Annotated in this window: 26 protein-coding genes and 1 riboswitch; of the genes, 12 read left to right on the forward strand and 14 right to left on the reverse strand. The window is 36.3% G+C overall.

Annotated features, from left to right (window positions below; genetic code table 11):
- Positions 1-40: 40 nt before the first annotated feature.
- The 6 genes from MKZ14_RS21155 to MKZ14_RS21180 form a co-directional block, all read right to left on the reverse strand.
- Complete coding sequence (locus tag MKZ14_RS21155; protein WP_315059608.1) at positions 41-1303, reverse strand: erythromycin esterase family protein; 1263 nt, start codon at positions 1301-1303, stop codon at positions 41-43.
- Positions 1304-1315: 12 nt separating this feature from the next.
- Positions 1316-2053: an ABC transporter permease gene (locus MKZ14_RS21160; protein WP_339280432.1), complete on the reverse strand. Its 738-nt coding sequence runs from the start codon at positions 2051-2053 to the stop codon at positions 1316-1318.
- A complete protein-coding gene (locus MKZ14_RS21165) occupies positions 2053-2763 on the reverse strand; it encodes an ABC transporter permease (protein ID WP_048394043.1) in 711 nt (236 codons plus the stop codon). The genes MKZ14_RS21160 and MKZ14_RS21165 overlap by 1 nt, the downstream gene beginning before the upstream one ends.
- A complete protein-coding gene (locus MKZ14_RS21170; RefSeq protein ID WP_257961863.1) occupies positions 2760-3671 on the reverse strand; it encodes an ABC transporter ATP-binding protein in 912 nt (303 codons plus the stop codon). The genes MKZ14_RS21165 and MKZ14_RS21170 overlap by 4 nt, the downstream gene beginning before the upstream one ends.
- Positions 3672-3782: 111 nt before the next feature.
- Entirely contained in the window at positions 3783-5156 is a 1374-nt protein-coding gene (locus tag MKZ14_RS21175; protein WP_054549679.1) for a HAMP domain-containing sensor histidine kinase, read from the reverse strand.
- Complete coding sequence (locus MKZ14_RS21180) at positions 5153-5821, reverse strand: response regulator transcription factor (RefSeq protein WP_339280433.1); 669 nt, start codon at positions 5819-5821, stop codon at positions 5153-5155. The genes MKZ14_RS21175 and MKZ14_RS21180 overlap by 4 nt, the downstream gene beginning before the upstream one ends.
- A 424-nt stretch (positions 5822-6245) precedes the next feature.
- Between MKZ14_RS21180 and MKZ14_RS21185 the strand changes: the two genes are divergently transcribed.
- Entirely contained in the window at positions 6246-7124 is an 879-nt protein-coding gene (locus MKZ14_RS21185; protein WP_054549680.1) for a LysR family transcriptional regulator, read from the forward strand.
- 56 nt (positions 7125-7180) lie between these two features.
- Here the strand turns inward: MKZ14_RS21185 and MKZ14_RS21190 are convergent, their stop codons facing one another.
- Positions 7181-7621: a VOC family protein gene (locus MKZ14_RS21190; RefSeq protein WP_048394038.1), complete on the reverse strand. Its 441-nt coding sequence runs from the start codon at positions 7619-7621 to the stop codon at positions 7181-7183.
- A 330-nt stretch (positions 7622-7951) separates the two neighbouring features.
- Between MKZ14_RS21190 and MKZ14_RS21195 the strand changes: the two genes are divergently transcribed.
- Positions 7952-8797 (forward strand): aldo/keto reductase, encoded by an 846-nt coding sequence (locus tag MKZ14_RS21195; protein ID WP_339280434.1) that lies wholly within the window; start codon positions 7952-7954, stop codon positions 8795-8797.
- A 55-nt stretch (positions 8798-8852) separates the two neighbouring features.
- Here the strand turns inward: MKZ14_RS21195 and MKZ14_RS21200 are convergent, their stop codons facing one another.
- Complete coding sequence (locus tag MKZ14_RS21200; RefSeq protein ID WP_036079607.1) at positions 8853-9236, reverse strand: helix-turn-helix domain-containing protein; 384 nt, start codon at positions 9234-9236, stop codon at positions 8853-8855.
- A 109-nt stretch (positions 9237-9345) separates the two neighbouring features.
- Here MKZ14_RS21200 and MKZ14_RS21205 point away from each other — a divergent pair, with 109 nt between their 5' ends.
- The 5 genes from MKZ14_RS21205 (at position 9346) to MKZ14_RS21225 (ending at position 15213) form a co-directional block, all read left to right on the forward strand.
- On the forward strand, positions 9346-10530 hold the full coding sequence (locus MKZ14_RS21205) for an MFS transporter (RefSeq protein WP_339280435.1): 1185 nt from the start codon (positions 9346-9348) through the stop codon (positions 10528-10530).
- A 158-nt stretch (positions 10531-10688) separates the two neighbouring features.
- Complete coding sequence (locus MKZ14_RS21210) at positions 10689-11639, forward strand: ABC transporter substrate-binding protein (protein WP_339280436.1); 951 nt, start codon at positions 10689-10691, stop codon at positions 11637-11639.
- A gap of 468 nt (positions 11640-12107) precedes the next feature.
- On the forward strand, positions 12108-13679 hold the full coding sequence (locus tag MKZ14_RS21215; protein ID WP_339280437.1) for a helix-turn-helix domain-containing protein: 1572 nt from the start codon (positions 12108-12110) through the stop codon (positions 13677-13679).
- Positions 13680-13795: 116 nt separating this feature from the next.
- The gene (locus tag MKZ14_RS21220) at positions 13796-14200 is read left to right on the forward strand and encodes a hypothetical protein (protein WP_244905020.1); all 405 of its coding nucleotides are present in this window, start codon (positions 13796-13798) and stop codon (positions 14198-14200) included.
- A gap of 81 nt (positions 14201-14281) precedes the next feature.
- Positions 14282-14388, forward strand: a riboswitch (SAM riboswitch).
- Positions 14389-14475: 87 nt separating this feature from the next.
- Positions 14476-15213: a cyclase family protein gene (locus MKZ14_RS21225; protein WP_036079618.1), complete on the forward strand. Its 738-nt coding sequence runs from the start codon at positions 14476-14478 to the stop codon at positions 15211-15213.
- Positions 15214-15243: 30 nt separating this feature from the next.
- On the opposite strand, the gene MKZ14_RS21230 is transcribed toward MKZ14_RS21225, so the two are convergent.
- Positions 15244-15840 carry a DedA family protein gene (locus tag MKZ14_RS21230; RefSeq protein ID WP_036079620.1) on the reverse strand — a complete coding sequence of 199 codons (597 nt, stop codon included), beginning with the start codon at positions 15838-15840 and terminating at the stop codon, positions 15244-15246.
- A 61-nt stretch (positions 15841-15901) separates the two neighbouring features.
- Entirely contained in the window at positions 15902-16675 is a 774-nt protein-coding gene (locus tag MKZ14_RS21235; RefSeq protein WP_339280438.1) for a Cof-type HAD-IIB family hydrolase, read from the reverse strand.
- Positions 16676-16988: 313 nt separating this feature from the next.
- Between MKZ14_RS21235 and MKZ14_RS21240 the strand changes: the two genes are divergently transcribed.
- From MKZ14_RS21240 to MKZ14_RS21250, 3 genes are all read left to right on the forward strand, one after another.
- On the forward strand, positions 16989-17672 hold the full coding sequence (locus tag MKZ14_RS21240) for a DUF2225 domain-containing protein (RefSeq protein ID WP_036079623.1): 684 nt from the start codon (positions 16989-16991) through the stop codon (positions 17670-17672).
- A 22-nt stretch (positions 17673-17694) separates the two neighbouring features.
- Positions 17695-18048, forward strand: a complete 354-nt coding sequence (locus tag MKZ14_RS21245) for a hypothetical protein (RefSeq protein WP_036079625.1) — start codon at positions 17695-17697, stop codon at positions 18046-18048.
- 137 nt (positions 18049-18185) lie between these two features.
- Positions 18186-19598, forward strand: coding sequence for an erythromycin esterase family protein (locus MKZ14_RS21250; RefSeq protein ID WP_339280440.1), 1413 nt, complete (start codon positions 18186-18188; stop codon positions 19596-19598).
- 49 nt (positions 19599-19647) lie between these two features.
- On the opposite strand, the gene MKZ14_RS21255 is transcribed toward MKZ14_RS21250, so the two are convergent.
- From MKZ14_RS21255 to MKZ14_RS21265, 3 genes are all read right to left on the reverse strand, one after another.
- A complete protein-coding gene (locus MKZ14_RS21255; RefSeq protein ID WP_339280441.1) occupies positions 19648-20823 on the reverse strand; it encodes a DUF4272 domain-containing protein in 1176 nt (391 codons plus the stop codon).
- A 1-nt stretch (position 20824) separates the two neighbouring features.
- The gene (locus tag MKZ14_RS21260; RefSeq protein WP_339280442.1) at positions 20825-22126 is read right to left on the reverse strand and encodes an SMI1/KNR4 family protein; all 1302 of its coding nucleotides are present in this window, start codon (positions 22124-22126) and stop codon (positions 20825-20827) included.
- Positions 22127-22302: 176 nt separating this feature from the next.
- A complete protein-coding gene (locus MKZ14_RS21265) occupies positions 22303-23133 on the reverse strand; it encodes a MerR family transcriptional regulator (RefSeq protein ID WP_036079634.1) in 831 nt (276 codons plus the stop codon).
- Between the two features lie 86 nt (positions 23134-23219).
- Between MKZ14_RS21265 and MKZ14_RS21270 the strand changes: the two genes are divergently transcribed.
- Entirely contained in the window at positions 23220-23687 is a 468-nt protein-coding gene (locus MKZ14_RS21270) for a GNAT family N-acetyltransferase (RefSeq protein WP_339280443.1), read from the forward strand.
- The gene (locus tag MKZ14_RS21275) at positions 23674-25017 is read left to right on the forward strand and encodes an MATE family efflux transporter (protein WP_339280444.1); all 1344 of its coding nucleotides are present in this window, start codon (positions 23674-23676) and stop codon (positions 25015-25017) included. Before MKZ14_RS21270 ends, MKZ14_RS21275 begins: the two co-directional genes overlap by 14 nt.
- A gap of 243 nt (positions 25018-25260) precedes the next feature.
- On the opposite strand, the gene MKZ14_RS21280 is transcribed toward MKZ14_RS21275, so the two are convergent.
- Positions 25261-26313 carry an AI-2E family transporter gene (locus tag MKZ14_RS21280; RefSeq protein WP_339280445.1) on the reverse strand — a complete coding sequence of 351 codons (1053 nt, stop codon included), beginning with the start codon at positions 26311-26313 and terminating at the stop codon, positions 25261-25263.
- Between the last annotated feature and the right edge of the window lie 96 nt (positions 26314-26409).

A 26409-nucleotide genomic window follows, 5' to 3' on the forward strand; every position in this document is an offset into this window, starting at 1 on the left:
GAAGGAAACAGATTTTTTGATGGAGGTTGCTAAATTTAGCTTAATCAATTATTTTTGTTGGTGTTGCTTCTTGCACAACGATGAGACCATCATAAGCTTCCTCAGGTGTCATTTTAATGGTGTACAGCATTTGTGTCAGCTTATACCACGGACGAAAATCATCGCCGATATTGCCCATTCTTTGCTTTTTGGAAAGAATATTCGCCAGCTCCTTCGATTGTTTGGCAGCTTCAAAATCCACATAAAAGATGTTATTATCAATGTCACTAAAGGCATCCACTAAAGCATTGTGATGCTCAATCGTATATTCCTTTCGTGCTCCAGACCCATTTTGTGCCTGGAATGTATTTTTCACAAAGTCTGTGCCAATCGCAAAATATTGATCTTTATATATCTCACTTAAATAATGCCCCATCGATTGATAGCCTGCCATCGTAGCAGAAGTTTTCTCAATATGACCATTATGAGCAGACATTAATACTTTATCATGACCTTGTGTTGCTTCATATTCAACAATCCATTGTAAATTTTCAGCTAAATATTCGTCCCGTAAATTCATATAATTACCATCATTTAAAAATAATTGCGTACGCTGCTTCATAATTTGCGCATATTGAACAGCAAATGCGAATTCATCCTTTGAAGATTTTTTCTCATACATCGCTTTGTTTGATTGTAAATCGTTGATTATTGTATCAATCGTTTTATCAAGCTCAAGTAGCTGACTATCCGATAAATCTCTCATCGTTTTGTTGGAAACATGCTCTAGCTTAGTCGTGAACTTTCGTGCATTGTCAGCATGTACCTTGGCGTAAAAATCAAGTAACCCCTTTTTGCTGTAATCATAGCGTTGCATATCATTTCCATAAAAGTAAATTTTCTCTTGATCATCAACTGTCTGATTATAGTCATGCATCCACTGCACAAACTCTACCATTTGTTCTGTTTTGTAGATGCCATAGTCTAACGCTTTTATAGCTTCCTCTGCCGTTCCGACACCGTTTTCGATAAATTGATTTATCTGCTGGGCCCCACCAAAATCTCCTTCTAAAACGAAAACATGGACATTTTCATTTTTTATCATCGCTTCAAATACATCTTTTTTTAATGTTTGAAATTCGATATTGCCATGTGTTGCTTCCCCAAAACCAATAATTTTTACATCATCAGGAATGTTGATATCTTTAATTTCATTCGTATATTGTGCGGCATCTTTTACTGCCTCTCTCTGTCCACATCCTACTAAAGCTACTAATAGCATCGATGCAGTTAAAAAACGTAAGCTACGTTTCAGCATTCTCATTCTCCTTTTAGCTTAAATAGATTTTCGCAGGAAATAGTAATATCCTCCGAGGAAAAATACGATGAATCCGCCACCTACTACGGTTAACAATTGCTCCCACGGTACAAAGAATACATCGTCTGTATTGCCCCCTATATACATCATCGAAAAGGGTTGTGCCCAAGGATAATACGGACCAATTCTTTCAGAATTCACTGCTAAAATTGATGGTAAAGTAAATATGACATTAACAGCAAATGGAGCAGCAAAGCTTTTAAACATAATGGACATCCACAATTGCAAGGCTACTAATGGCAATGTCGCTACCCAGCCTCCTACTATGCTTTTCCAAACAATCTCCATAGGAAAAGAATCTGTATAGCCTTTTACCATCCCAACAGCAAAGACCGAGCCTAAATACAATATCTGCATTGCTAAAACAAGCAGCATAATCAATATGTATTTAGCTACAAATACTTTCCCTCTTGTTACTGGTAATGCTAAAAGTTGCTTCCATCCACCAGACTGATGTTCATACCTACAAATAAGACTGGTAAAAACACCAGAAATAAGAGGTAAAAATAATAGAGCATATGTTAAATTCATCGAAAATAACGATATATACCACTCATTGATTTCAATCCCCTGCATGTTGTCCTCTAAATTAGCGGATAGTCCTATAAAAAGTCCAATCATGGGTCCTGCTAAAATAATTGGTACCATTTTTGATTTACGTAACTTAAACCACTCAGCTTGAAGTAAAGCAATCATTATTTCACGTCCCTTCTTGCAAAATCAACCATCCCGATAATATAGAGTAAGATACCAATTCCTACGCCTAATAAGACATTGATCATCGGCTCATTCCATTGGTTCATCAATGATGGCCATTTCCATATCATCCAATCTGGAAGAACATAGGAAGAATAGGTAAAAATCACCCCAAAAATGCCTACAGTTATAGGAATCCCTTGATTATGACTTACACTCGCTATCCACAATTGAAGTGCCAAGATAGGTAATGCTGCAAAAGCAGGGAAATAACTATATTTGGCTAGCTCCATGTAAGGTACCGTGTCACCTAATTCTAAAAACAACCCGTAGCTCAGCGTAAAAAACATTAATAACGTTGAGGCGAAGAATAGTAAGATAGCTAACAACGTAAATTTAGACAAATACACGGTTAATTTCGAAATAGGTAATGCAATGAGCTGCTTCCAAGCATTGGTCTCATTTTCAATGCTTGCTATGAATGACGTAAGAATGGCAATACCCAAGACTATGGCAAGCGGTGTAAATGAATGCACATTTAATAAGAAATAGCCCCAATCATCCTCACTTTGCTGTAAGAGATAATCCTTTCTTACTCCATAATTGACCATTTGCAGAGCAACCACCCCTAAAGGGCCAATAAGCGTTAGAAGCCATAATCCTTTACGTTTGATTTTTAAGAAGTCAGCAGTTAATAGCTTTCCCATCATATCCCCTGTTCTCCCATCGTCATTTGGAGGAATATATCCTCCAATGAACGTTTCTCTTCCTCGACTCGGAATACCGATATACCCTCCTGAACAAGAACTTGGACAATATGAGCAACCTTTTCATCCGAGCACTCTTCTAAGAAAATCACACCACCCTGATAATCTGCCTTAATACCATTTGCTAATAAGAAGCGCCATCCTTTTTCACCATTGTTTACTTTAAAGGTAACCTTTGGTTGGGCAAATCGACGCATAGCCTCAATAGAATCTTGGAAAATTAATTTCCCTTTCGAAACAATCCCAACTTGTGTTGCCATTTGATCAATCTCTGATAATAAATGGCTGGAGATTATAATGGTCATGCCATATTCCTCTGGTAATCTTTTAATTAAATTACGAATCTCTATAATGCCTGAAGGATCTAGGCCATTCGTTGGTTCATCTAAAATAAGTAATTCAGGACTATGTAGTAAAGAAGCAGCAATACCAAGACGTTGCTTCATTCCTAAAGAGAAACCTTTGACCTTTTTATGGGCAGCTTCCTTCAAACGGACAATTTCCAAAACTTCATCGATTCGAGTTTTCGGTACACCTAGTATTTTTCTTAGTGCCTCTAGATTCTCATATGCTGTTAAATGTGGATAATAAGAAGGGTTTTCCACCAACGAACCAATCTTAGCTAAAATTTGGATACGTTCCTTCGTAATATTCTTTTCAAAGACTTTAATTGTTCCAGAAGATGGCTTCATTAAACCTAGAAGCATTCGAATTGTAGTCGTTTTACCTGCCCCATTCGGACCTAAAAATCCATATATTTCACCTTTGCGTATTTGCAAGTTCAAATTTGATACAGCTTGCTCTTTTCCAAAGCGTTTTGATAAGTTTTGTGTTTGTACGATATATTCCAATGTCCTCACCTCTTTAACTATCTTAAAAAGGGAAGTTTAAAAAAAGGTATGGGCTAAGTTTAAATTTTGTTTAAAAAATCATTTCTATCATAAAAAAAATCTGCGAAGCATTTATTTCTCAAGCTTCGCAGATTTTTTTATGATAATTTTAGTACCAGAGTGATCGGAATGGATATCCCATTCAAGATGCATGCCCTTTATCATGACATCAACAATTGACAAGCCGATTCCGGCTCCCTTTGCATTCGACTCATTTTTCATCCCTTGACCATGATCCTCAACAATAAATGCTGTATAACACGCCGTCGATTCGGTTTTCACACTTATATATTTACCACTATTCGCGTGGCGCAGTACGTTTTGGAAAATATTATCAAATACTCTCCCTAACCATAATGGATCAACACGCCATTCAACAGGTTCAAATGACTGTAGCTCAATATCGATTGTAAAACCTTCTCGCTCGAAAACTGGATACCATGTCGTTAGATGTTCCCTTACAAATCGGATAACATTGATGTCTTTCGGTTCAAACTTATATTTACTTGCCATAAGCAATGTGTAGGACATCAAATTTTCAATTAAAGCATCAATATTCACTATGGATGTGTCCATAGCCTTTAATGCTTGCTTCCCTTCCTCAGATAACGCTTCTTTGCTAATTGTATAGGATTGAGCTCTTACCTTCGTTAAAGGTGTCCGTAAATCATGTGATAAATTAGCAATCAGTTCACGTCTTAGCTGTTCTTCCTTCTGTTGACGTTGTTTACTGTCTCGCAGTTCACAAACCATTCTGTTAAAACTATGCTCCAATTGCCCAATCTCATCTCGTTTTTTCACCTGAATTTCAATAGGTAGACCATCTACATCACGTATTTCCATCGCCTCTTGCAGATGTAATAGTCTTTTTCGAATTCCCTTGAAAAATAGAAGCGAAACTACAATAAAAAATAAAATAACTGCAATAACACCAAAAAATAAAAAGTTACCATAGTTATCATAGACCTTTATAAGTGGAGGATTAAATGCTACCCTTGGAATCTCTAATACAATAAAGCCATTTGATATATCATCACCTAAGAAGGCAATAACAGTAAATGGATCATCTCCATAACGTTCTTTTATAAATTGAGTTGTATAGGCTGGTGTCCACTTTGCTGGTAACTGATCCTTCACATTCCATGTAGTCAGTAAGTTCCCCTCTTCACTTACCCAAAACATAGAAGCCGTAGGAAATTGCTCTTGCCACTTTTGAAATAACTGCGTAATCGCATCATCTGTTGCATTGGTCATATTTTTAGCCTGTGCATGCCATTGCTCTTCAATATCACTTTCTACAAGTACTCCACTTGAAAAATCTCCTGTCCCTGTCTTTGTAATGCCTAATACGAAAATAGCAACACCCAGATAGGAGATTTGCACAATAGATATGGCTAATATAATAATGAGCATATATTTCGCTAATAATGATCGAAAAAATTTCATTGTTTCACCCTATAGCCAATGCCTCTGATTGTTTCAATAATCATAGGCTTTGCAGGATTGATTTCTATTTTTTCTCTTAAGTAACGAATATGCACCATGAGTGTTTTATCACCTTCTATATAGCTCTCACCCCATACGCCCTCATAGAGTTGTTCCTTTGTTAAAATTTGATTTAAATGACGAATAAAATATTGTAATAAATAAAATTGTTTTCCAGTCAAAAGAATTTCTTCTTCATTCATCGTATTGATAACTTGCATATCTTTCGTATAAATTTTAAGATGCTGCAATGCCAGTACATCATCATTTTTTTGATATCTTCTTAATAATACTTCTAGCCTTGCAACGAGCTCATCAGGGTGAAATGGCTTTGTTAAGTAATCATCAGCAAAATGCAGCCCTTCAATTTTATCTTCAACAGCTGTTCGTGCTGATAACATTAGAATTGGCAGGTCTTTATTTTCCCGTTTAATTCTTTTACCTAAGGAGAAACCGTCCAATCCAGGTAGCATCACATCCAATATAGCAATATCTTTTGAGTTAATATGTTGCTCAAGCCCCTCCCCTGATTCCAGCCATGTCACGTCATAACCTCGTTCCGTTAATTCCTTGCTTACCCATTGTCCGATTTCTTTTTCATCTTCTATGTACAATATACGAATCAATGTTCAACCTCCTTGATACATTTAACTAAAATTAGAAATTTATAATTTCCATACATGGTTATTATAGGGGAACTGTTATTTATTTTCTTAGGAAATTCAAAAACGTTGATTTATTGAAAAAAGCAACTAATAAAAGTTGCTCTTTTATAGTATACGTTGCTACTTTATCAACTGCTTCAAATTCATTTAGAAAGGTGTAGGGAATCGGTATTACAAGGCAAGCCCCAAAGCATGCAAGAATCATATACTCCTAAGTTGAATTATTTTTTCATCGACGTTGCTCGCTTCACATTTAGGTGCTTGAAAAAAGAAACTTTACTTCTTTTTTCTTTGATAAATATGCTAACATGGCCCTAACTATATTAAAAATATTAGAGAAATATAATTTACTTAGGTTTTACCTATAATAGAGGGGTGTTTATGTTTGGATATAAGACAACTACGCTATTTTATAGCAATTGTGGAGGAAAAAAAGATTTCTGCTGCGGCTGAAAGGTTACATATTTCTCAACCACCGTTAAGTCAGCATTTAAAAACGATGGAGGAAGAACTCGGTTCAAAGTTGGTAGAAAGGAGCGGCAAGTATTTTGAAGTAACTGAAGCGGGAAAGACATTATACAAATATGCGTTGCAGGTTGCACAATTAATGGAAGAGGCAGAAGCAGAGGTTAAGGATATTGGATTAGGCCTTCATGGTCGATTGACATTGGGCATTAATACATTTTCAGTAATTGAGCTACCTCAATTACTACAACAATTTCAACAATATTATCCAAAGGTGACTTATAAAATTCAACAAAACGAATCTTCTTATCTATGTAAATTAGTAAGGGACCGTATTGTAGAACTTGCCATCATTCGCTTACCTTTAGAATTAGATGATTTCTCTGTTCTTCATATGTACACTGAACCATTTTACTTTATACAATCCAAAAAATTCGACTTCTTAGAACACGATGTATCTTTAGTTGACATACAAAATTGGCCAATCCTTTTACCAAGCACTGAAGGCTTAGGCGTACATTATTCGATATTAGAAGCATTTTCTCGCTTCCAGTTGCAGTCCCACATTGTTGGAGAATGCTCAGATACGGCACTGTTAATGAACTTGATCGCTGCTGGCTTTAGCTCCTCTATCGTACCTGAAACTATTTTAAAGCAATATGGAGATTTACCACTTCATACATACAAAATTCCATCAGCAGAATTATCCACCTCAGTAGGACTCGTATGGCTGAAGAATCATTATTTATCTAAAGCCGCTCAAAACTTTGTGGATTTAATGAGGAAGTATTATTGTTAACGATTAATAAAAAAGAGAACAAATTAGAAACGTTAGTTTGCTCTCTTTTTGAACAGTTATTGAATAATCAGCATATCATTCTCATCAAACTGCCACATGTCGCCATAGGCAACTTCCCAATAGTAGCCATTTGGATCTTGAAAATATCCACTATAGCCACCCCAAAATACAGTTACGGGCTCCTTAATAATTTCTGCACCCGCCTTTTTTGCTAATGCAAAGACTCGATCTACTTCTTCTTTTGATTTACCATTATAGGCAAGCGTGATTCCACCAAAGCCTTGGCTAATTTCTGGTGGATTAGATTCATTAATATCTTTGACTAAACGTTCAATTGGAAATAACGATATTTTTGTTCCTCCATTATTAAAGAACATGACATCGGGATTCGTCTCCTCTCCGTATACCACCACTTCAAAACCCAGTCCCTCTCGATAAAAATTTAGAGATTCCACCATATCTTTAACACCTAATGTAATTAAATTTAAACGATTCATCTTCAAAATCCCCTTTTTAAAGTATTACTACTTTAATTCTCTACCGAACGTATATTTCCTTTTATTACCTCAAGAAAAATATTTGTTTAATTGTCTCCAAAGCCTTTTGTAGGTTACTCGATATTTTTTACTAGTAGTTAAGACCAATCAGATGCGACATTTTTATTTAATCGCTTCATCAATAAATATTTTTATTCCTCTAAGCATTGCCAGCTCACAAAAGTTACCTCTACGTTTCTATGACACAAAAAAGTACGTACTTTTTTTGAGAGTATGTTAGCAGCATAATGAGTAAGCAATCAAATAATCACAAAACATGGAGGACTAAAAATGATTACTCATTTACAAGATACAATCACTTTAAATAATGGCCTACAAATGCCTGGTATGGGTTTAGGTGTTTTTCAAGTAGAAAATGATGCTACGGCTGAGATGGTAAAAAACGCTATTGAAGTCGGCTATCGAAGCATCGACACTGCTGCTATTTATGGCAATGAGGCAGGTGTAGGAGAAGGTATTAAACAAACTCTAGCATCTACTGGCTTACGTCGTGAAGATTTATTTATCACATCTAAAGTATGGAACGATGGTTTAAGCTATGATGAAACAATTGCAGCATATGAAGAGAGTCTAAAAAAATTAGGATTAGATTATTTAGATCTTTATCTAATTCATTGGCCTGGTAAAGATAAATATGCTGAATCATGGAAAGCACTTGAAGACCTATATGAACAAGGCAAAATCAAAGCAATCGGTGTATGTAACTTTACTGTGGCACACTTGGAAAACTTATTATCATTTGCTCGTATTAAACCTGTTTTGAACCAAGTGGAATTCCACCCACGCTTACAACAAGTGGAGCTTCGTTCATTCTGTGACAAGCATCAAATTCAACTTGAAGCATGGGCACCTTTAATGCAAGGTGGACTTCTTGAAGATGAAACAATTTCAAAAATCGCAACAAAATACGGAAAATCAAATGCTCAGGTTATTTTACGCTGGGATGTACAAAATGGAGTGATTACAATTCCAAAATCAGTACGTAGAGAACGCATGATGCAAAACGCTGATATCTTTGACTTTACTTTAACAGACGAAGAAATGACATTAATCAATGAGATGAATCGTGAACAACGTGTTGGACCAAATCCAGATGAATTTGACTTTGCTCTATAGGCATTAAAATGAGGAAAGAGACTGTCTTGTATATGACAGTCTCTTTCTCCCCTCATTATGATGTTTGCTGCATAGCTATATCTTCATCACGTTGTTTTAACAGAACGTCTTCACCTTTATCCTGTAGTAACTCAACATGCTTTTCGCCCCAAGTGCAAAGCATATTCAAAATGGGCTCCATCCCTTGGCCATAAGACGTTAAGGAATACTCCACTTTAGGCGGAACTTGATTGAAGACCTTTCGATTGATTAATCCAGCTTGCTCTAATTCTCTTAATTGACTTGTAAGCATTTTTTGTGAAATTCCAGGAATCAATCGTCGAAACTCATTTGTTCGAATTTTACCATGGTGGTTTAAATGACAAAGAATGACTGGTTTCCATTTACCACCAATAACTTCAAGCGTAGCTTCAACACCAATATTATAAATTTTTTGCATTGTAAACCCCCGTAATATTCAAAAGTAACTAAAAGTACTCTACACAACTTTTAGGTATGTATGAATATTACTACACATGATAAAAAAAATCAAAGGAGATATTAGTAAAATGACACAATCAAAAAAGCCAAATGCAAAATTGACATTGCTAGCACTTGCAATTAGTGCATTTGGAATAGGGTCCACTGAATTTATCAGTGTCGGACTTTTACCATTAATTACTGATGATTTTGGTATATCTTTAAGCACAGCCGGTTTAACTGTTTCTATATATGCACTAGGTGTTACTATTGGAGCTCCATTACTAACAGCCTTAACATCTCGTTTAAGTCGAAAAACAGTTTTACTGCTTGTAATGACTATTTTTATAGCAGGGAATTTAACTGCAGCTATCGCACCTGTTTTTTCAGTTCTGATAATAGGTCGTATAATATCAGCTTTAGCTCATGGTGTCTTTATGTCGATCGCTTCTGTTATAGCAGCTGATGTAGTTGAACCTAATAAACGAGCAAGTGCCATTGCCTTTATGTTTACTGGATTAACTTTAGCTACTGTGACGGGTGTCCCACTTGGTACATTTATTGGACAAGTTACAGATTGGCGTATGTCATTCATCTTTATTGTCGTTATTGGAATTATCGGTTTAATTAGTAATGCATTGCTAGTACCTAGCCAATTATCGAAGGGCAATCCCATCTCTATTCGTGATATTGGTAAGGTATTAGGCAATATTCGTATGATCTTAATACTATTCATTACCGCAATTGGATACGGCGGTGCTTTTGTTGTCTACACATATGTTTCACCTATTTTAGAGCAATATATGGGGTATTCACCACATACAGTCGTCATTATTCTAGTTGTCTATGGTATTTGTGTAGCTATCGGTAATACTCTTGGTGGTCATTTTGCTAACCAAAATCCGCTACGTTCAATCTTTATAATTTTTGTTGGACTTGCCTTAGCATTACTTGCCATTGGCTTCACTCTTGAATCACCGATCATCGGTTTAATCATGGTACTGACAATGGGATTATTTATGTTCATGAATGTTCCAGGATTGCAGCTATACGCCGTTCTACTATCTGAAAAACATGTACCATCAGCAATTTCAATGGCCTCAGCATTGAATATTTCCGCTTTCAACATTGGCATATTTTTAGGCTCATTTATCGGAGGCTTTATTATTCACCACCAATCGTTGGCGCATACGCCTATATACGGATTTTTGATGGTTATGCTAGCAGCAGTTGTTACACTTTTATGGTTACTTTTCGATAACAAAAAACAATAACTCTCTAAATTTCATTATGTATAAAAAAGTAGTAGAGAATGTGTATTGTTTGTTGATATGTTGTATCCTATAATTTACTTGAATCAAACGAGAATGATTATCATTCTAAATTAAGGGAATACCCTTACTGTTTTAGTAAATCTATAGGAGTGAATAAAATGCGTAGAGGTCGATATTTTTCATTTGTAGTTTTCTTTGCACTAATGTTCTTATTAAGTGCCTGTGGCTCAAATGAAGTAAAAGAGGATACAGCTACAGAAGAACAAACATCTAAAGATACAAGAATTGTAGAAGACGAGTTTGGAAAAGTAGAAATTCCTACAAATCCACAGCGTGTAGCTGCTATCTATTTGGAAGACTATTTAACTGCTTTGGATGTAAAACCTGTTGTGCAATGGTATCACCCATCTTGGGGAAAACAAGACTATTTAGGATTAGATGTTCCTGAGTTCGACATTACTGGTAGCATGGAAACATTATTACAAGCCAAGCCTGATTTAATCATTGTAGATGGCGCGGCGGATAAGGCAAAGTATGAGGAGTACTCAAAGGTAGCGCCTACTTACCGCTTGAAAGAAGATATTCTACAAGATCCACGTAAAATTGTAGAAACAATAGCTGATGTTTTAAATATTCCTGATAAAGCAAAAGAAATGGTTGATCAATATGAGCAACGTGTTTCCGATTTAAAAGCAAAACTAGATGAATCAATTGGAGACGAAACAGTTGCTGTTGTACGACTAAATGTAGCAGATAATACATTAGCGTTATTTGGCATTAAAAATCGCTACTCTGGCTATATTTACACAGAGACAGGCCTAACACCTCATCCATTAGCCCGTGATATGACAGAGTTCCACGAGGTTTTATCAGAAGAGGCTATCACGGAATTAGATGCGGATCATATCATCCTTTTCCCTTCAAACGGTACATGGGAGTCTAAAGAGAACCAAGAAGCCATTAAATGGTTAGATAGTACACTATGGAAAACACTCCCTGCTGTAAAAAATGGGCATGTCTATATTGCTGAGCGCACATATTGGCAATCTGGCGCAATCACAGCCAACTTGCTAAAGTATGATGATCTAGAGAAATGGTTCGTCAAATAATTTACAAAAGAAAGCTCTTAATGAGGGCTTTCTTTGGCTTAATGTTAAAAAACAAAATAATTTAATAGCACTTTTGTGAAGGGGAAAATGGATAGATGTTGTCACTCATCACTTCTTCACATTGAAATAAGTGCCTATCCTCTCTTTAATAGACTTTTTTGTTTCCTACAGCTAGTACGAAAGAAGAAAAGACACGTTAGCAGCATGGTTGATTGGAGTGGAGCCAGCGTCACTCCTAGGGGATTTAGCGTCACAGGTGAGACCTTGGAGCGAACGCAAGTGAGTGAAGCGGCTCATCAGACGCCCCCTGGAAAGGACGCTGGCGGAGCGGAAATCAACCCCCTCGCCTTGCTAAAAGGGCTTTTTCTGCTAGTCACATGATCTTTTTTCAACAACATGAAAGAAAGCTCTTAATGAGGGCTTTCTTTGTGTTGTTCTTCTAACTCAACAAAAAGGGGTGAACTATCAATGGGTAACTTAACACATGTTTATACGTTACAAAATATCTCTTATTCAATTCAACCGTCAAAAAAGTTATTGATTAGTAGTGATTTCTATACACTTTTCATCGTAATGAATGGTAGCGGAAAGCTAGAAATAGATTATGAAACTATTCATTTTAGTGAGGAAAAGTGCATATTGATACCGCCAAATAACACGGTTAGTATTCACATTCAAAGTGAGCACCTTTATTTTTATCAATTACAATTCAACATTGTCAATCTTAGCAATAGTCAGAACTCCTATAGTCATTTTACAAGTATCAGAGTACAACATCTTCTCCCTTTTTCACAATGTTATCTACTGCTAGAAGTCATCTATCAAAACCGGTTAGCGGAGGATGAACACACGATTTTTGAGCAGCATGTGCACTTTCAAGAGCTGATGTTATTGCTCTTGCATCAAATTATACCCAGGCAGATGCAAAAAAATGATCGCCAATCTGTTGAGCAGTCCATTAACCAATTACATAAACATTTTGAAAAAGAGTGGACGGTTGAGCAGCTAGCACAGTTAGCTGACGTCCCAAGATGGAATTATACGCGCATTTTTAAAGATATTACGGGACAAATTCCTCTTCACTATTTAAATAACATTCGTATTGAAAAAGCTAAGCAATTATTAATAACAACAAATGATCGAGTATATGAAATTAGCCAGTCTGTCGGATTTAATAATGAGTATTATTTCAATCGTCGTTTTAAAGAACATGTCGGCATTTCGCCAGGACAATATCGAAGAAGTCAAAGCAGCCATCTACGTGTATTTGCACCATTCTTAGAAGATTTCTTTGTTGCCCTTGGGATTACGCCAATTGCTCAATTCAGTCATTCAAAATGGGGAAAACAAGACTATTTAGGTCTACAGGAAGTGCCAGATATCGATGTACAAAATAGAGAAATGGATCGACTCCTTTACTATAAGCCAACTTTAATTATGCTAGATTCTGGTGTAGAGCGTTGGGAATCCTTTCCGCATTTAAATGAGGTAGCCCCCGTCTGCCATCTCTCACACCCTGGAGAGAATTGGCAATCTACGTTATTTAAAATTGCAGATCTAACAGGAAAAACCTCCTTGATACAAGACGTAATCCTACAATATGAAGATAAAGTACAACAAGCAAAAGGAATTCTTAGTAAATCCGTTTATGGGCAAAGTGTGGCATTTCTCCGTATTTCAGCCATTGGCATCACTCTATACGCTGGTCCTGAGTGTGGCTATACGGGCCCCATTTTATATCATGACTTAGGTTTAATGCCCCATTCACTAGTATGGAGTATTCCGCCCAATCAACGTAAAGCCCAACTGACATTTGATCGATTGATGCAATTAGATGCCGATCATTTATTTATTACATTTGATAAACAACATTCCATTCATGAGAATGAAGAACGTGCTATTTTAAAAACACCTACTTGGAAAAACCTAGAAGCTGTTAAAACCAACTGTGTCTATGAAGTAGACTTTTTAACATGGATGAATTATGGCATTTTATCACATAGTAAAAAAATTGATGATGTCTTGGATGTACTTGGCTAAAAAGGAAGCTCACTTTAGCTTCCTTTTTAAATGTTTAGGACAAACATTGTATTGTAAATAACACCGAAAGTCGTTTGGCTACATAAGATAAGATATCAGGCTATAGGATAGGAGGAATGATCTTGTATTACAATCCTTATCCGTATTTTGTTCATCCCTATCATTATCCAACATCGCCAATTGCAAATCATTTTGCCGTTAGACCCTTTTCTCAACATCTAGCAATGCCGACCAATAATCCTTTTCCACCTGTCGATACACACAAATTAAAAGCTTCAGCAACACGGATAAAGGCGATGATGCAGCAAGCTCAATTACTTACGGATAAAATAGATAGCTCCCAACAATTCGCACATGATTTAATGAATGCTGCTCAACTTTCAAATAAAACAGAGGTTGAAAAATTAATCACATCAACAGGCATTACGATGAAATTTGAAACGAACTATACACCAGACAGTTTTAGAATACGTCTTATTGATAATGATTGTTGTGGAGTCACCTTGAATTTGAATTGGTGAAAATTCCTAGTGAACTTGTAAACTATAAAAAACTATGCTAAAGTGTTTGTATTGTTATTTCTGAAAATTCTTATATTACTTTTCTTATCAAGAGAGACGGAGGGATTGGCCCGATGAAGTCTCAGCAACCAGCTAAACAGTATGGTGCTAATTCCAATTGGCAAAATGATCAGCCTTGAAGATGAGAAGAACTACCGTTGTTTCAGCAGGAGTCCTCTTCTATAAGGGGACTCCTTTTTATGTACCACTATTTTTAACAGAAAGCAGGGAAATAGATGTCTAATGAACTTTTACAAGCATTGCAATTATTAAAATCGAAACAGTGGGTTGACTTAACACATACATTCGGCCCTAATTCACCACATTTTTTTATGTTTGAGGACGCTAAATTTGAAACGTTATTCTCTCATAAGGATGGCTTCTTCGCCCAACAATTTACGTTCCCCGGTCAATATGGCACACATATCGACCCACCCATTCATTTTGTGCGAGATACTCGCTACTTAGAAGAATTAGAACTAAAAGAGCTTGTTCTCCCCCTTGTTGTCATTGATAAATCACAAGAGGCTGCAAGCAACCATGACTTTGCATTAAGTGTTGAAGATATTCTTGATTTTGAGGACAAGCATGGAGAAATAGAAGCAGGAACATTTGTAGCATTACGTACAGATTGGAGTAAGCGCTGGCCAGATAAAGAAGCTTTCAGTAATAAGGATGCAGATGGACATAACCATATCCCTGGCTGGGGTTTAGAAGCTTTACAGTTTTTACTAAAAGAACGCAAGGTAAGCGCAATTGGTCATGAAACATTCGATACGGACTCTGCCGCCGATTTTCGTAAAAATGGCAAGCTAGATGGTGAATATTTCGTACTTGAACAAGACACCTATCAAATTGAGCTAATGACGAATTTGGACAAGCTACCTGCGAAAGGCGCTATCATCTTCAATATCGTACCTAAGCCAGAAAAAGCATCTGGCTTCCCTGTGCGCTCATTTGCTATTTTGCCATAACATAAAAGTCGGTATAGCGTATACCGACTTTTATGTTTGTCCATTTCTTTTTTTGAATAGAAAGTAAGCAATGAGCATCCCTACAATAAATAAAAGGATAAGATAGATACTATAATGAGTCAGATAGTATCCAACAAATCGCCATTTCTCTCCAAGCATCTTTCCTAATGATATAAATGTGAACGTCCAGATAAATGCCCCTGTATAGGCAAAAAGCGCAAACTTTCTATAAGGATAATTATTAATAGCCGCAATATACGCTGTCAAATGACGTACCCCGGGGATAAAATAGCCAATTAATAATAGGGTAGGTCCTATTTTTGTAAACATCTTTTTCGTAAAGTCAATTTTTTGCTCTGTAATATGAATTTTAGGCCCATATTTCTGCAATAACGGTAAGCCAAAACGATAACCAATATAGTAGCTTAAGGTAATGCCTCCAACCGCACCAATCATTGCACTGACTAAAGCAGGAATATGTTCAAGACTTTCTCGGTAAACACTATAGCCTACATAAGTTAGAAACACCTCATCAGGAAGTGGCACCCCTACAATACCTCCAATTAGAATCACGATAATTCCAAAGTATCCGTAATGTTCAATTAGAGACTGCACGTGATGTGCCATAAATCATCCCACCTAAAATTTATTAAAATTTACCTGCTATATATAGTGTAGCCTCAGCGCTCTAAATGACTTGAAGCTGACGTAAAGCAAAATCGATACCGTTATCAGTAGATTTCTTTGTAACAAAATTGGCAGCACTTTTTAGAGCTGTGCTACCATTCCCCATGGCAATTCCTAATCCTACATACTCCAACATGTCAATATCATTATCCCCATCCCCAAAAGCAATCGCATTCTCAGGGTCGATGTTAAAATGATCCAGTACGGCTTTAATAGCTATTGACTTCGAAACATCCTGCTGTAATACATTCACAATATAAGGATGCCATCGCTGCAAAAATATATTCGAAAACTGGCTAGTATATCTTTTTTCAGCCAGCTCATCCGCATATAGACACATGAGAAAAACCTCTTCATCTACAATTTTTTCATTTATAAGTGGAAAATCCCGTAAAGATAAAGTTTCCTGCATCGCTCTTAAAGCTACTGGACTTTGTATGCTATTCATATATAGCTTCTCTGTAAAAAATGTTAGGCTATGCTGCTGTTCCTGTGCAAATGCCTGTACATTTCGGACAATTTCTTTGGCAATCGGAGTTTTATGTATGACAAGATCCTTATGTTTCACATAGGCCCCATTTGCAGTAATAAAGGTTTCAATCCCTAGCGCTTTTAACTCATAGCACATAGATAAGGGTCTTCCAGTAGCCGCTACAAGATGGATTCCTTTTTCTTGCAATAGCTGAATAGCTTGTTTTGTACTTTCTTCCACACAGCCATCCTCGTAATTAATCAATGTGCCGTCTACATCAAAAAACACGATATTATACTTCATTTTGAGCACCTCCTTTATAATCATTTAGAACCAATTTATAATTTTTCTCCCATGAAATATGTGAAAGTATTTTGACAAACTTTCAGCAAGCTATATAACTTCCATTGGCAACACCGATAAAAACTATTACAAGCGTATTTATAATAATATTTAACTAAAAATTCCTTGAATATTTTTAATTTAATAATTCTAAAGGAGTATACCAAAGAACACAAAATTGTTAAAATAATAGATAATACCTTAAATACATTGAACGATAAAATCTTACGTATAAATAGAACAAAAGAAATAGCGCGCAAAGGAGTTGATTCTTATGGCATTTAACATTTACTACTATGAAAGTAGTGTAGACTGTAAATTTTGCAAAAAGCAGTTTACCACATATAAAGTTCGCCCTAATCGATATAAAATTATCGAAGAACAAACGGATTTCATGCCTGTTTATGATGGTCTAAACCCTTTGCTGTATGAAGTTGCTGTATGTCCACATTGTGGCTATGCCTACCATAAATCGATGACACGAACTTATGGACCTTTCATGCTCCTCATTGATGAACTATACATTAAAGAGCTCCAGAAACCTATGGATATCTGTCAGGAACGTACAATTGATGATGCCATTATCAGTTTTAAGCTCGCCTATTTAGTATCCCGTGCGTCAATGGAAGAATCTCTTTTAATGGCTAATTTCGCTCTAAAAATTGCTTGGCTCTATCGATTAAAAAAGGACGAAGAATCTGAAAAGCGCTACCTTTTTGCTGCTAGAGATTTTTATAGTAAATCCTTTGCCTCCAATCAAGAAGGTGGAGAGAGAATTCAGTTTTTACATGCTGAATTAAGCCTTCGACTTGGTGATATCCCTGAAGCTAAAAAAGGTTTTTCACGTTTAATTGCAGATCGAAATGTTTCGACGAAATATCGCAAGCTTGCACGCAATCGCTGGGAAAATTATAAATATGACGAACAACCCATAACAATTAATGAAATCATTAATTAATGGGACGAGGAGATGATTGGTTATGTTGCTATTTCAAAAGAAAATTGATGTGAGAGAAGAGGATATATATTCAGAGCTACATCATTTTTTATTAAGAAAAAATAATCGCTACCTAACAAACGATGAGGTTGTCGCTTTAACAGGCGTATCATCCGAATTGCTTTATAAATGGGTAAAAGCAGGAAAATTAAAGAACTCCATTTTTCCTAATTTAGGGGCTCCATGCGAACGATGTGGACAGATTACGCAAGCTAAAATTTGCGTGAGCTGCTCTTCCTCCATTGTTGGGACATTAAAACAAGAAGAAAAGGATCGTGCATGGTTTAACCAAATTCAACGTAACCATGTAAGAGCAAGTACGTATCACTATAAATAGCATGCCAACCTCCATCAATTGGAGGTGTTTTTCTTTTTTACATACTAAATTTAAACTAATTTTAAACAAATTCTTCCTAAACTTTAAACTTGCCTTTCTATAATTAGTATCAATATAAAGTGAAGGGCTGATAATTAATGAGGAAAGCTAGGAAGCATAAGGTTTTATTAAGTTTTGCACTGGCAAGTTTAATGACAGTAAGTGGAGTAGTAAATGTCTCTGCTGCTGTCCCTGTAAATGAGCAGATTATTAAAAACGATTCTGCCGTCAAACAAGCTAGGACTTCTAATGAAACATTACTTGATTGGAAAAAATGGGTGAATGACCATGCATACAGCCTGTCATCCATCCAGCCTGAAACGTTTGACGGACAAAAAATTCCCGCTAACAAATTTGACGATTTAGAGATGCTAAAACCTTTATTACATGATAAACGTATTGTCTTTTTAGGGGAAAGCTCTCATGGAGTGGCGCAATTCAATCTAGCGAAAACACGTTTAATACAATTTTTACATCAAGATATGGGCTATAATGTCCTTGCCTTTGAAAGTGGTATGGGTAATGTGATGAATGCTCAAGGACAAATTGATAAACAAGCAGCTCTACAAACAATGAAGGATGCCATTTTCGGCGTTTGGTGGACAAAAGAAACTTTGCCTCTGTTTGACTATGCAAAATCGACTCAAGCAACAGAGCAACCTCTTGTACTTACTGGCTTCGATATTCAACAGCAAGGAGCATTTACGAACGGAGATTGGCTGCAAAACCCCAAGTTGGCTCAGCAATTCAATGAAGTAGAGAAGCAACTTGCTGAATGGAGCTCGGGAAAAGATTTGAAGGGCTATCAAAAAGTAAAAGCTACTATAATTGATGTGTATAAACAGGTAAAATCAGAAATACAAATCAAAGAAAAAGAGCTACAGGCAGCTTATCCAAAAGAGCCTCATATTGTAAAACTAATGGATCGCACTCTAGCAGATCGTATTCGACTAGCAGACGAATATATAGAGTTAACAATTCAGTCCAATATCGATTTTGAACAAAATAATATAGAATCATTTTTGCAAACTATGGAATGGCGAGATCAAGCGATGATGGAGAACTTACTTTGGTTAGCTGAAGAGGTGTACCCAACAGAAAAGTTTATTGTATGGGCTCATAACGATCATATTCGTAAAGCACAATCGGATGTAATGGGATCTCCTTACCCAGTTAAATTAATGGGGGAACGTTTACCTGATATCTATAAGAAATATAGCTATGTATTAGGTCTATACATGACTAGTGGAGAGACATCAAATAATATGGGAGAACCTATGCCTGTTTTACCTCCTGTCAAAGGATCTATTGAAGATATTCTGTCTTCAACAAATAAACCTTACACATTCATCGATTTACGCAATCGACAAAATGAACGAGGCAACTCATGGATGTTTGAACCACGCTTATCCTATAGTTGGGGAATGATACAGGAAAGTCTTGTTCCGCGCGACCAATACGATGGTATACTTTTAATAGATCAGGTGAATAAACCAACTTATATTAAATAATCTCTCTTATTAAACAATAGCAAACTAGATTTCCTAGTTTGCTATTATTTTAAGTATCCATCGATATAGTATCCCATTCTTCGCCTTGATATCCAATTATCCAAAATAAGCCTCTCCGTCTTTCCATCACAACACTTTCATTTAATGCTAAAGGAGCTTCTTGTCCATTGATGCGGCTATCTACACAAGCCCAATGTAATCTGTAAATTTTATCCGCCTCATCCACTATATCTTCCTTACTGCGCAGTACCGTTTGACCATAAAATTGCTCAAATGTCTCGCAACGAGAAACTACTTGAATTGCATATTCACAATCACATACATCGTCAGGGAAATTTAGCTCTTCCACAAGCCCCAATGCCCAAATAAGTGTCCAATAGGCTTCATATTGCCATGATATATTGACTGCTTCTTGAGCACCAGGATGCTGAGCCTCAAGAAAGAATTTTTCATGCTCCGTTAAAAATTCATGCACCCCATATGTTCGTAGCATATTGGTAAAGAATTCTCTAGACTCCTCAATATCACCCCTCTGTGCTACATCACATGCGAATTGAATAACAATCAACAGGGCAACCGCTCTTCTTGCAATATCCTCTTGGCTTTTAAATTGAAGATTTTCTACTGGTGGTAGCTGAGGAAGTGATGATGCATAAGGAATCTCCTTATCCGTTAAAAAAGCTATCGTTCTATTTTTTCGTGCTTCTCCCTGTGCTGACGTCATCTCATGTGCATGTATCTTTCTTGTACAAGCATGTGGTCGAAAAACAGATGGACCCGATTCTCCATTAGGATAAACGATAACCATACCATTTTGATCCAGCAAAGTACCATCTGATAGGAAACCAATCCCCCCTATGCTTGCTAGTAATTTTATAAATTGCTGCATATGGTCATCTGTCATCTCTTTGTCCATTTCGATTGCAACGACAGTATTGAGCACGGATATTTGAATCATTACTTGTTCTTTTAGCTGTTCATCTTTAAATGGAATTGAATTGTAAAAGCCCATCATCCCAGGTATATTTTTTGCAAAATAATCAGGGTTCGTATCTTCAGTTAAAATATTTATGGTGCATCTATATTTATTAAATAAACCTCTTGATTTTAATAAATATTCATTATCGTTTTTTTCAATAGTAAAGCTTTTTGCTAATATATCAGATAGCTTATCCTCTATATCAACTGTATTATTTTTGGAAGCAAATATCGTAAAATGGTTCAATCTACTCTCCCCTTCGTTGCATATAGCATTTTAATATCCAATTTTCCAAACAACTAAGTGCTTGGCTAAACAGCTGTTTATTTTTCCGTAGCACCTCATGTTCAACCCAATACGCCAGCAAAGGGCGCCATTTTTCTTCGTTTATCATAGTTGTTGGTGTGATTCCACGCTGCATCATCTGACAAATGGCACGAATGGATGTTAGCCTCTCTACTTCGTTGCCATTTAACCACTCGTATAACGTCTCTGCACTTGGCTGTGACTCAGCTAAAAGTGTATCCCATCCATCAATGGGAAACGTGACATAGTATCTCATCCAGTCTATGATATTTGGGTGATGAAATTGACGTAGACGATACAGGGCAGTATAGGCATCAATTCTATCTTTTTCGATATCCATTAAGATGAAAGAAAGTCCTTCATCAGCTGGTAAACAATGTGCTGTTACATAATCACGTAGCCAGTCTGGTACGTCACTCTGTACTTGCCAAAGTTCCCTCGCCCAATTTCCTGCCTCACTCGGGCATACCTTGACTAAAACTTCACTCCACGCTTTCTGTTCTGATGGAGATTGAGCGCGCTCTAATTTATGTCGAAGTGCCTGATACACCTGCACACCATCAAAATGCAAAAATGTCTCCTGCACGCTTGTTTTTTTCACACCATGCATGGAAACATAATGAAGTAAAGAATCTAAGCCGGATTGAGCCTGCTGTAAATTAGAGCTTAAATATTGTTCTAGCCAAGTTAGCCATAATTGTGAGCTTGCCAATTCAATATCCAATCCATTTTCGCTACAAAATTGACGATGCTGTCCGCAGTCTACTCCGATACACCCTAAAGCTGTCATATTATCAACGTACGAATGAAAGCTGGCAGCAAGCAAATCAAACTCATCTTCTTCATGACTCCAATACCAAATCGTTTCATCCTCGAGCTTAAGGAGAAGAGCATCTCCATTACCTGCCGTAAAAAATTGTAAATATTGCTGTTCATCCGATTCATCATTCTCTCCAAAGTAAGGAAAGTCTAAGTCGTTTAAACTCCAGCCAAACTCCCCAGAAGGCGTATCAAGCAATTCAATAGGAAGGATCGCCTCCTCAGGTAATGACCAATAAATACTTACTTGCTTTGAGCAATTTTGCAATAGTTGACGAAATCCACTAGGGATTTGTACACCCAGTCTTGCCTCCACCTGCAGTAACTCTTGCTCAGTAGCGACTGGTTGTATTTCAATCGGATGTACACAAGCTTCTTGTTGTTTCAATCGCTCTACTAAATGATTCCAACGCTCAATCCACATTGTCTCTAACCTCCATATAAAGCCCATGTGATGTCATACTTCTTATTTATCGTCAGGAAATCATTTACTGATTAGGATAACTTTAAACAGGATGATAAAATGCTATTATTTTACTGGCATCTAAACCTTCGTATATGATAAATGACTCAGCTATATTCATTCTTTTCTATTATGTTTTATTTTACTTTATTAACTTCCATCATAATTTTGGTTACATACTCTTCTTCTCGATTTTTCATTACAGCATCATAAATGTATTCCTCGTATACATATTGGCCTAGCTCATACCCCTTTTCATGCATGACATTAAATAACCGTGTGTATGTCTCACCAAGTTTTGAAGAGGGGCCAACATGATAACCAATCACAAATTCACCCTCTATCGCCTTAAAATAAGGATGCCCTTCTCTTGGATGAGGTTGCTCAATATATAAATAACTGTAGTTGTCGTAATTTCCAGCTAACACTTGCTCTCTTCTTGTTATCCCTCCAATTGGATACCCCGTATCTAATTGAGAGCGATCCAACTCCTCAATAAAGTCAGATACAGCCTTCACAAACTGCTCTTCTGTGGAATTCTCGATATTTTTACTCAAATATAATGTGTCTTCAGGAAAGTATTCAATCGTGATGTCCTTAAAATTTAGATGCAGTGCTTCCTCTGTTGTTTTGATTTTAACATCAATAATATTCTCAATCATTTCTAGTTCTCTACGTTTCTTCGCAACATGCTCTTTTTGTTGATGCATCAATTCTAAAAAATTTTCAGGTGATTTCTCTGCCATATACTGCTGAATATCCTTTAAGGACATTCCCACTGCCTTTAATAATTCAATAACACCGAAAAAATCATATTGAGCAAGTGAATAATACCTATAATCCTTACTATCCTTCATGATGGGAGATAATAAACCAATTTGATCATAATAAATAAGTGTCTGTTTATTTACCTTACATAATTTTGCAAATTCCCCGGTTGTAAAATATTTTACATTTTTATTAAGCATTTTTTGAGCTTCCTCCCTTGACTATATAGTTACTATATACTTTAGATTGTATCTATTCAAAATAAAAATAGAAAGGTTTTGACATTATGTTCACGGAGATTCGTGACATTACAGTTTTTAACAAGAAAGAAATTTTAGCATTACGCATCGCTGACAGTCAGCAACATTTTATTGAAACTACAGACCAGTGCTTAGCAGAGGCAGAAATGGATCGACGCTTTACGCCTTTAGGTCTGTATAAAGATAACACCGCTATAGGCTTCGCTATGTACGGCTTATTCCCTCATGATGATTACAGTCAACGCGTATGGCTTGATCGCTATCTAATTGCAGAACAATACCAAGGACAAGGTTTAGGAAAATATTTTTTACAGCAGCTTATTCAATATTTAACAGTAAAGTTCAACTGTCTTCAGATATATTTAAGTGTTTATGACAATAACGCTGTAGCTATCCAACTATATAAACAATTCGGTTTTATATTTAATGGTGAGCTAGATGATAAAGGGGAAAAAGTGATGGTTTTGGAGGTGCATGGTTATGACAACCATTAATACAATTGAAACAAGACCACTGAAGCCATTATTTTTATCATACTTATTCCCTGCAATGATCGGGATGCTTTTAATGTCCGTCAATATATTGGTAGATGGCATTTTTGTTAGTCATGGCGTGGGACCTACAGCTTTAGCTGGAGTTAATATCGCTGTTCCTATTTTCTCCATTTTGCTTTCTATTTCTCTATGGATTGGCATGGGAGGAGCTACCCTTTTCTCGATTTCTCTAGGAGAGGGCAATAAGCAACGTGCTCATCAACTATTTACATTGGCGTTTTCTATAATGCTAGTGGTTGTCATCACAATTATTGGATTTCTCGCGTTAAATCTAAAGGACATTTCTTATATATTTGGGGCGAGCGATGATACGTATCCTTATGTGCAGGAGTATCTACATGTCATTTTGCTCTTTGGGGTATTTTACACAATTGAAAATCTCTTAAGTATTTTTATTCGAAATGATGGCAACCCAAAATTAGCTATGCTGGGCTTAATTACAACATCGGTTTTGAATATACTTTTAAATTATGTTTTCATCTTCGTACTAGATTATGGTGTGACTGGTTGTGCCTTAGCGACAGCAATAGCCACAATTATAGGTACGTCTGTGCTATGTCTTCATTTTTTCCGTCCTCAATCTGAGTTAAAGTTTGTCACTTCATTTTTTAATCTATCAGATCTGAAAAAAATTTTTTCAATAGGTTTACCTAGCTTTATTGTCGAAGCTTCCGTTGCAGTTATCGTTATTTTGTATAACGTTACCTTTTTACATTATTTAGGCGCAAATGGCGTTACAGCCTATGCAATGGTCAATTATATCCATACTGTCTTGCTGACTATTTTTCTTGGCGTTGGTATGGCCCTACAACCATTAGTTAGTTATCACCACGGTGCAAAATTACTAGAAAGATTAACAGCTTTATTAAAAATCGGTTTAGCTACCGCATTTATTTTAGGGTTAACAACTGCTCTTATAGCTCTTATTTTCCCTTCACAATTAATGGCTTTATTCGGAGATAGCTCATTTGAAATTCGCAGTATGGCGGCACAGGGCTTTGTTCATTTCGCCATTGGCTATGTATTTTTAGGGATCAACATGGTGTTCGCAGAATTCTTTCAATCCATTGAAAAAATTCGTATAGCCACAACAATTATGTTACTACGTAGTATTATTTTATTTATCCCTACTCTTATCATACTCCCCAAGATACTTGGCTCGCAGGCCATTTGGTGGACCTTCCCAGTAGCAGAAGGGATTACAGCCTTGCTTATTTACTTGTACATTAGAAAAAATCCAAGAACCCTTGCATCTCCTAAACATGCTTAAATAAAAGAAACGGGAAAAAAAGGGTTTTAGCCAACAAAAATACCGAACTATTCACTAAAACGCTCACGAAGTGTTTCGAATAGTTCGGTTTTGTTTTTTTTATTTTAAAAGCATCTTATAATACTATCGCTATCTTCCTCACGTATTTCTCTTAAATAGACCTGTGGGCCTTTTATCAATATAAACACCTCTTGTGCAGTAAATAAGGAATCATCAGATGTATAGATGATTCCTTTGTTAGAACTATTCCATTTGTTTTTCAGTTGGTACTTTCACCGATTTCTTCGTAGGGTCTTCCGAGGAGGTTACACCTAGAATATCAAGCATAAACATAAATAGTGGAATACCTATGATTAGTCCCCATACACCAAGGAAATGCTCCGAGAAGAGAATGACCATAAACGTATAGAAAATCGGTAAATCTGTTTTTGCGGACATAAGCTTTGGGTTTAAGAAGTATGCTTCAATGGCGTGTAAAACCATGACAATGACTAAAATGTAGATGATGTACATCAAGCCACCAATGCTATATGCGATAATGCTTAATGGTATTAACGAAATAATAACTCCTGCGACTGGAACTAAGCCTAAAATAAAGAGCATAATTCCAAGTGCAATCAAATGTGGGAAGCCCATAATGGAAAGGGCAATTACGGATAATACACAGTTAACAGCAGCAATAATAAATTGGGCCTCAATTACTTTGCCAAAAGAGCGGATGAAGATTCTTGAGAAGTAATGAAGCTCATCATAAAGCGGCCCAATTTTACTATCCTTGAACTTGGCTGTAAACTCAATAATACGATTCTTCTCTAACAAGATGAATAAACTCAATATTAGCGAAATCAAAATTTGCATAATGATTTTACCAATATTCGTAATATTTTTAAGAGTTAAATCCACACCTTGCTCTAAATATTTCCCGAGCTCTATCTTCTCAAAAGTTGGTGCTAAGTATCTCGCAATCTCATTGTCATCTGGATCGAGATTAAAACTTGCAATGAGGTCGAAAAGCTGCGTAATTTGCTGGGTTACAATTGGTAAATACTTGTAAATGACTGCGACAATACCTGCAACAAGTAAAAGGTATAACGTTACCGTCACAGCTTTTTCATTCATTGGCGTGTATTTTCTTATGCTTTTCGTTGTCTTTGTCGTGAGCTGGTTCATCAAATAAGTAATAATAAACGTAAGTAAAATTAGATTGATCATACTACGCATTAAATATAATGCAAGAGCAATCCCAACTAGAATAATAAAACGCTTAAATCCATTACTCCGAAAGAAATTATTCATTTATTCACTCCTTCTACAAAACGGCCTCGCTGCCTCTGCTACCTAGGGCTACACTATAAAATTGATTTATAACAATACGCATCATTCTTATGTAAA

The organism is Lysinibacillus sp. FSL P2-0066, from assembly GCF_037969495.1.
Lineage (GTDB): Bacteria > Bacillota > Bacilli > Bacillales_A > Planococcaceae > Lysinibacillus > Lysinibacillus boronitolerans.

Coding starts and splice junctions, on each gene's coding strand:
- MKZ14_RS21190 (WP_048394038.1), bottom strand. CDS start 7,621: ATGAATCGTTTAAATTTAATTACATTAGGTGTTAAAGATATGGTGGAA.
- MKZ14_RS21220 (WP_244905020.1), top strand. CDS start 13,796: ATGATCTTGTATTACAATCCTTATCCGTATTTTGTTCATCCCTATCAT.
- MKZ14_RS21280 (WP_339280445.1), bottom strand. CDS start 26,313: ATGAATAATTTCTTTCGGAGTAATGGATTTAAGCGTTTTATTATTCTA.
- MKZ14_RS21275 (WP_339280444.1), top strand. CDS start 23,674: ATGACAACCATTAATACAATTGAAACAAGACCACTGAAGCCATTATTT.
- MKZ14_RS21270 (WP_339280443.1), top strand. CDS start 23,220: ATGTTCACGGAGATTCGTGACATTACAGTTTTTAACAAGAAAGAAATT.
- MKZ14_RS21205 (WP_339280435.1), top strand. CDS start 9,346: ATGACACAATCAAAAAAGCCAAATGCAAAATTGACATTGCTAGCACTT.
- MKZ14_RS21245 (WP_036079625.1), top strand. CDS start 17,695: ATGTTGCTATTTCAAAAGAAAATTGATGTGAGAGAAGAGGATATATAT.
- MKZ14_RS21210 (WP_339280436.1), top strand. CDS start 10,689: ATGCGTAGAGGTCGATATTTTTCATTTGTAGTTTTCTTTGCACTAATG.
- MKZ14_RS21165 (WP_048394043.1), bottom strand. CDS start 2,763: ATGATGGGAAAGCTATTAACTGCTGACTTCTTAAAAATCAAACGTAAA.
- MKZ14_RS21175 (WP_054549679.1), bottom strand. CDS start 5,156: ATGAAATTTTTTCGATCATTATTAGCGAAATATATGCTCATTATTATA.
- MKZ14_RS21260 (WP_339280442.1), bottom strand. CDS start 22,126: ATGTGGATTGAGCGTTGGAATCATTTAGTAGAGCGATTGAAACAACAA.
- MKZ14_RS21235 (WP_339280438.1), bottom strand. CDS start 16,675: ATGAAGTATAATATCGTGTTTTTTGATGTAGACGGCACATTGATTAAT.
- MKZ14_RS21230 (WP_036079620.1), bottom strand. CDS start 15,840: ATGGCACATCACGTGCAGTCTCTAATTGAACATTACGGATACTTTGGA.
- MKZ14_RS21215 (WP_339280437.1), top strand. CDS start 12,108: ATGGGTAACTTAACACATGTTTATACGTTACAAAATATCTCTTATTCA.
- MKZ14_RS21195 (WP_339280434.1), top strand. CDS start 7,952: ATGATTACTCATTTACAAGATACAATCACTTTAAATAATGGCCTACAA.
- MKZ14_RS21250 (WP_339280440.1), top strand. CDS start 18,186: ATGAGGAAAGCTAGGAAGCATAAGGTTTTATTAAGTTTTGCACTGGCA.
- MKZ14_RS21225 (WP_036079618.1), top strand. CDS start 14,476: ATGTCTAATGAACTTTTACAAGCATTGCAATTATTAAAATCGAAACAG.
- MKZ14_RS21265 (WP_036079634.1), bottom strand. CDS start 23,133: ATGCTTAATAAAAATGTAAAATATTTTACAACCGGGGAATTTGCAAAA.
- MKZ14_RS21200 (WP_036079607.1), bottom strand. CDS start 9,236: ATGCAAAAAATTTATAATATTGGTGTTGAAGCTACGCTTGAAGTTATT.
- MKZ14_RS21160 (WP_339280432.1), bottom strand. CDS start 2,053: ATGATTGCTTTACTTCAAGCTGAGTGGTTTAAGTTACGTAAATCAAAA.
- MKZ14_RS21240 (WP_036079623.1), top strand. CDS start 16,989: ATGGCATTTAACATTTACTACTATGAAAGTAGTGTAGACTGTAAATTT.
- MKZ14_RS21155 (WP_315059608.1), bottom strand. CDS start 1,303: ATGAGAATGCTGAAACGTAGCTTACGTTTTTTAACTGCATCGATGCTA.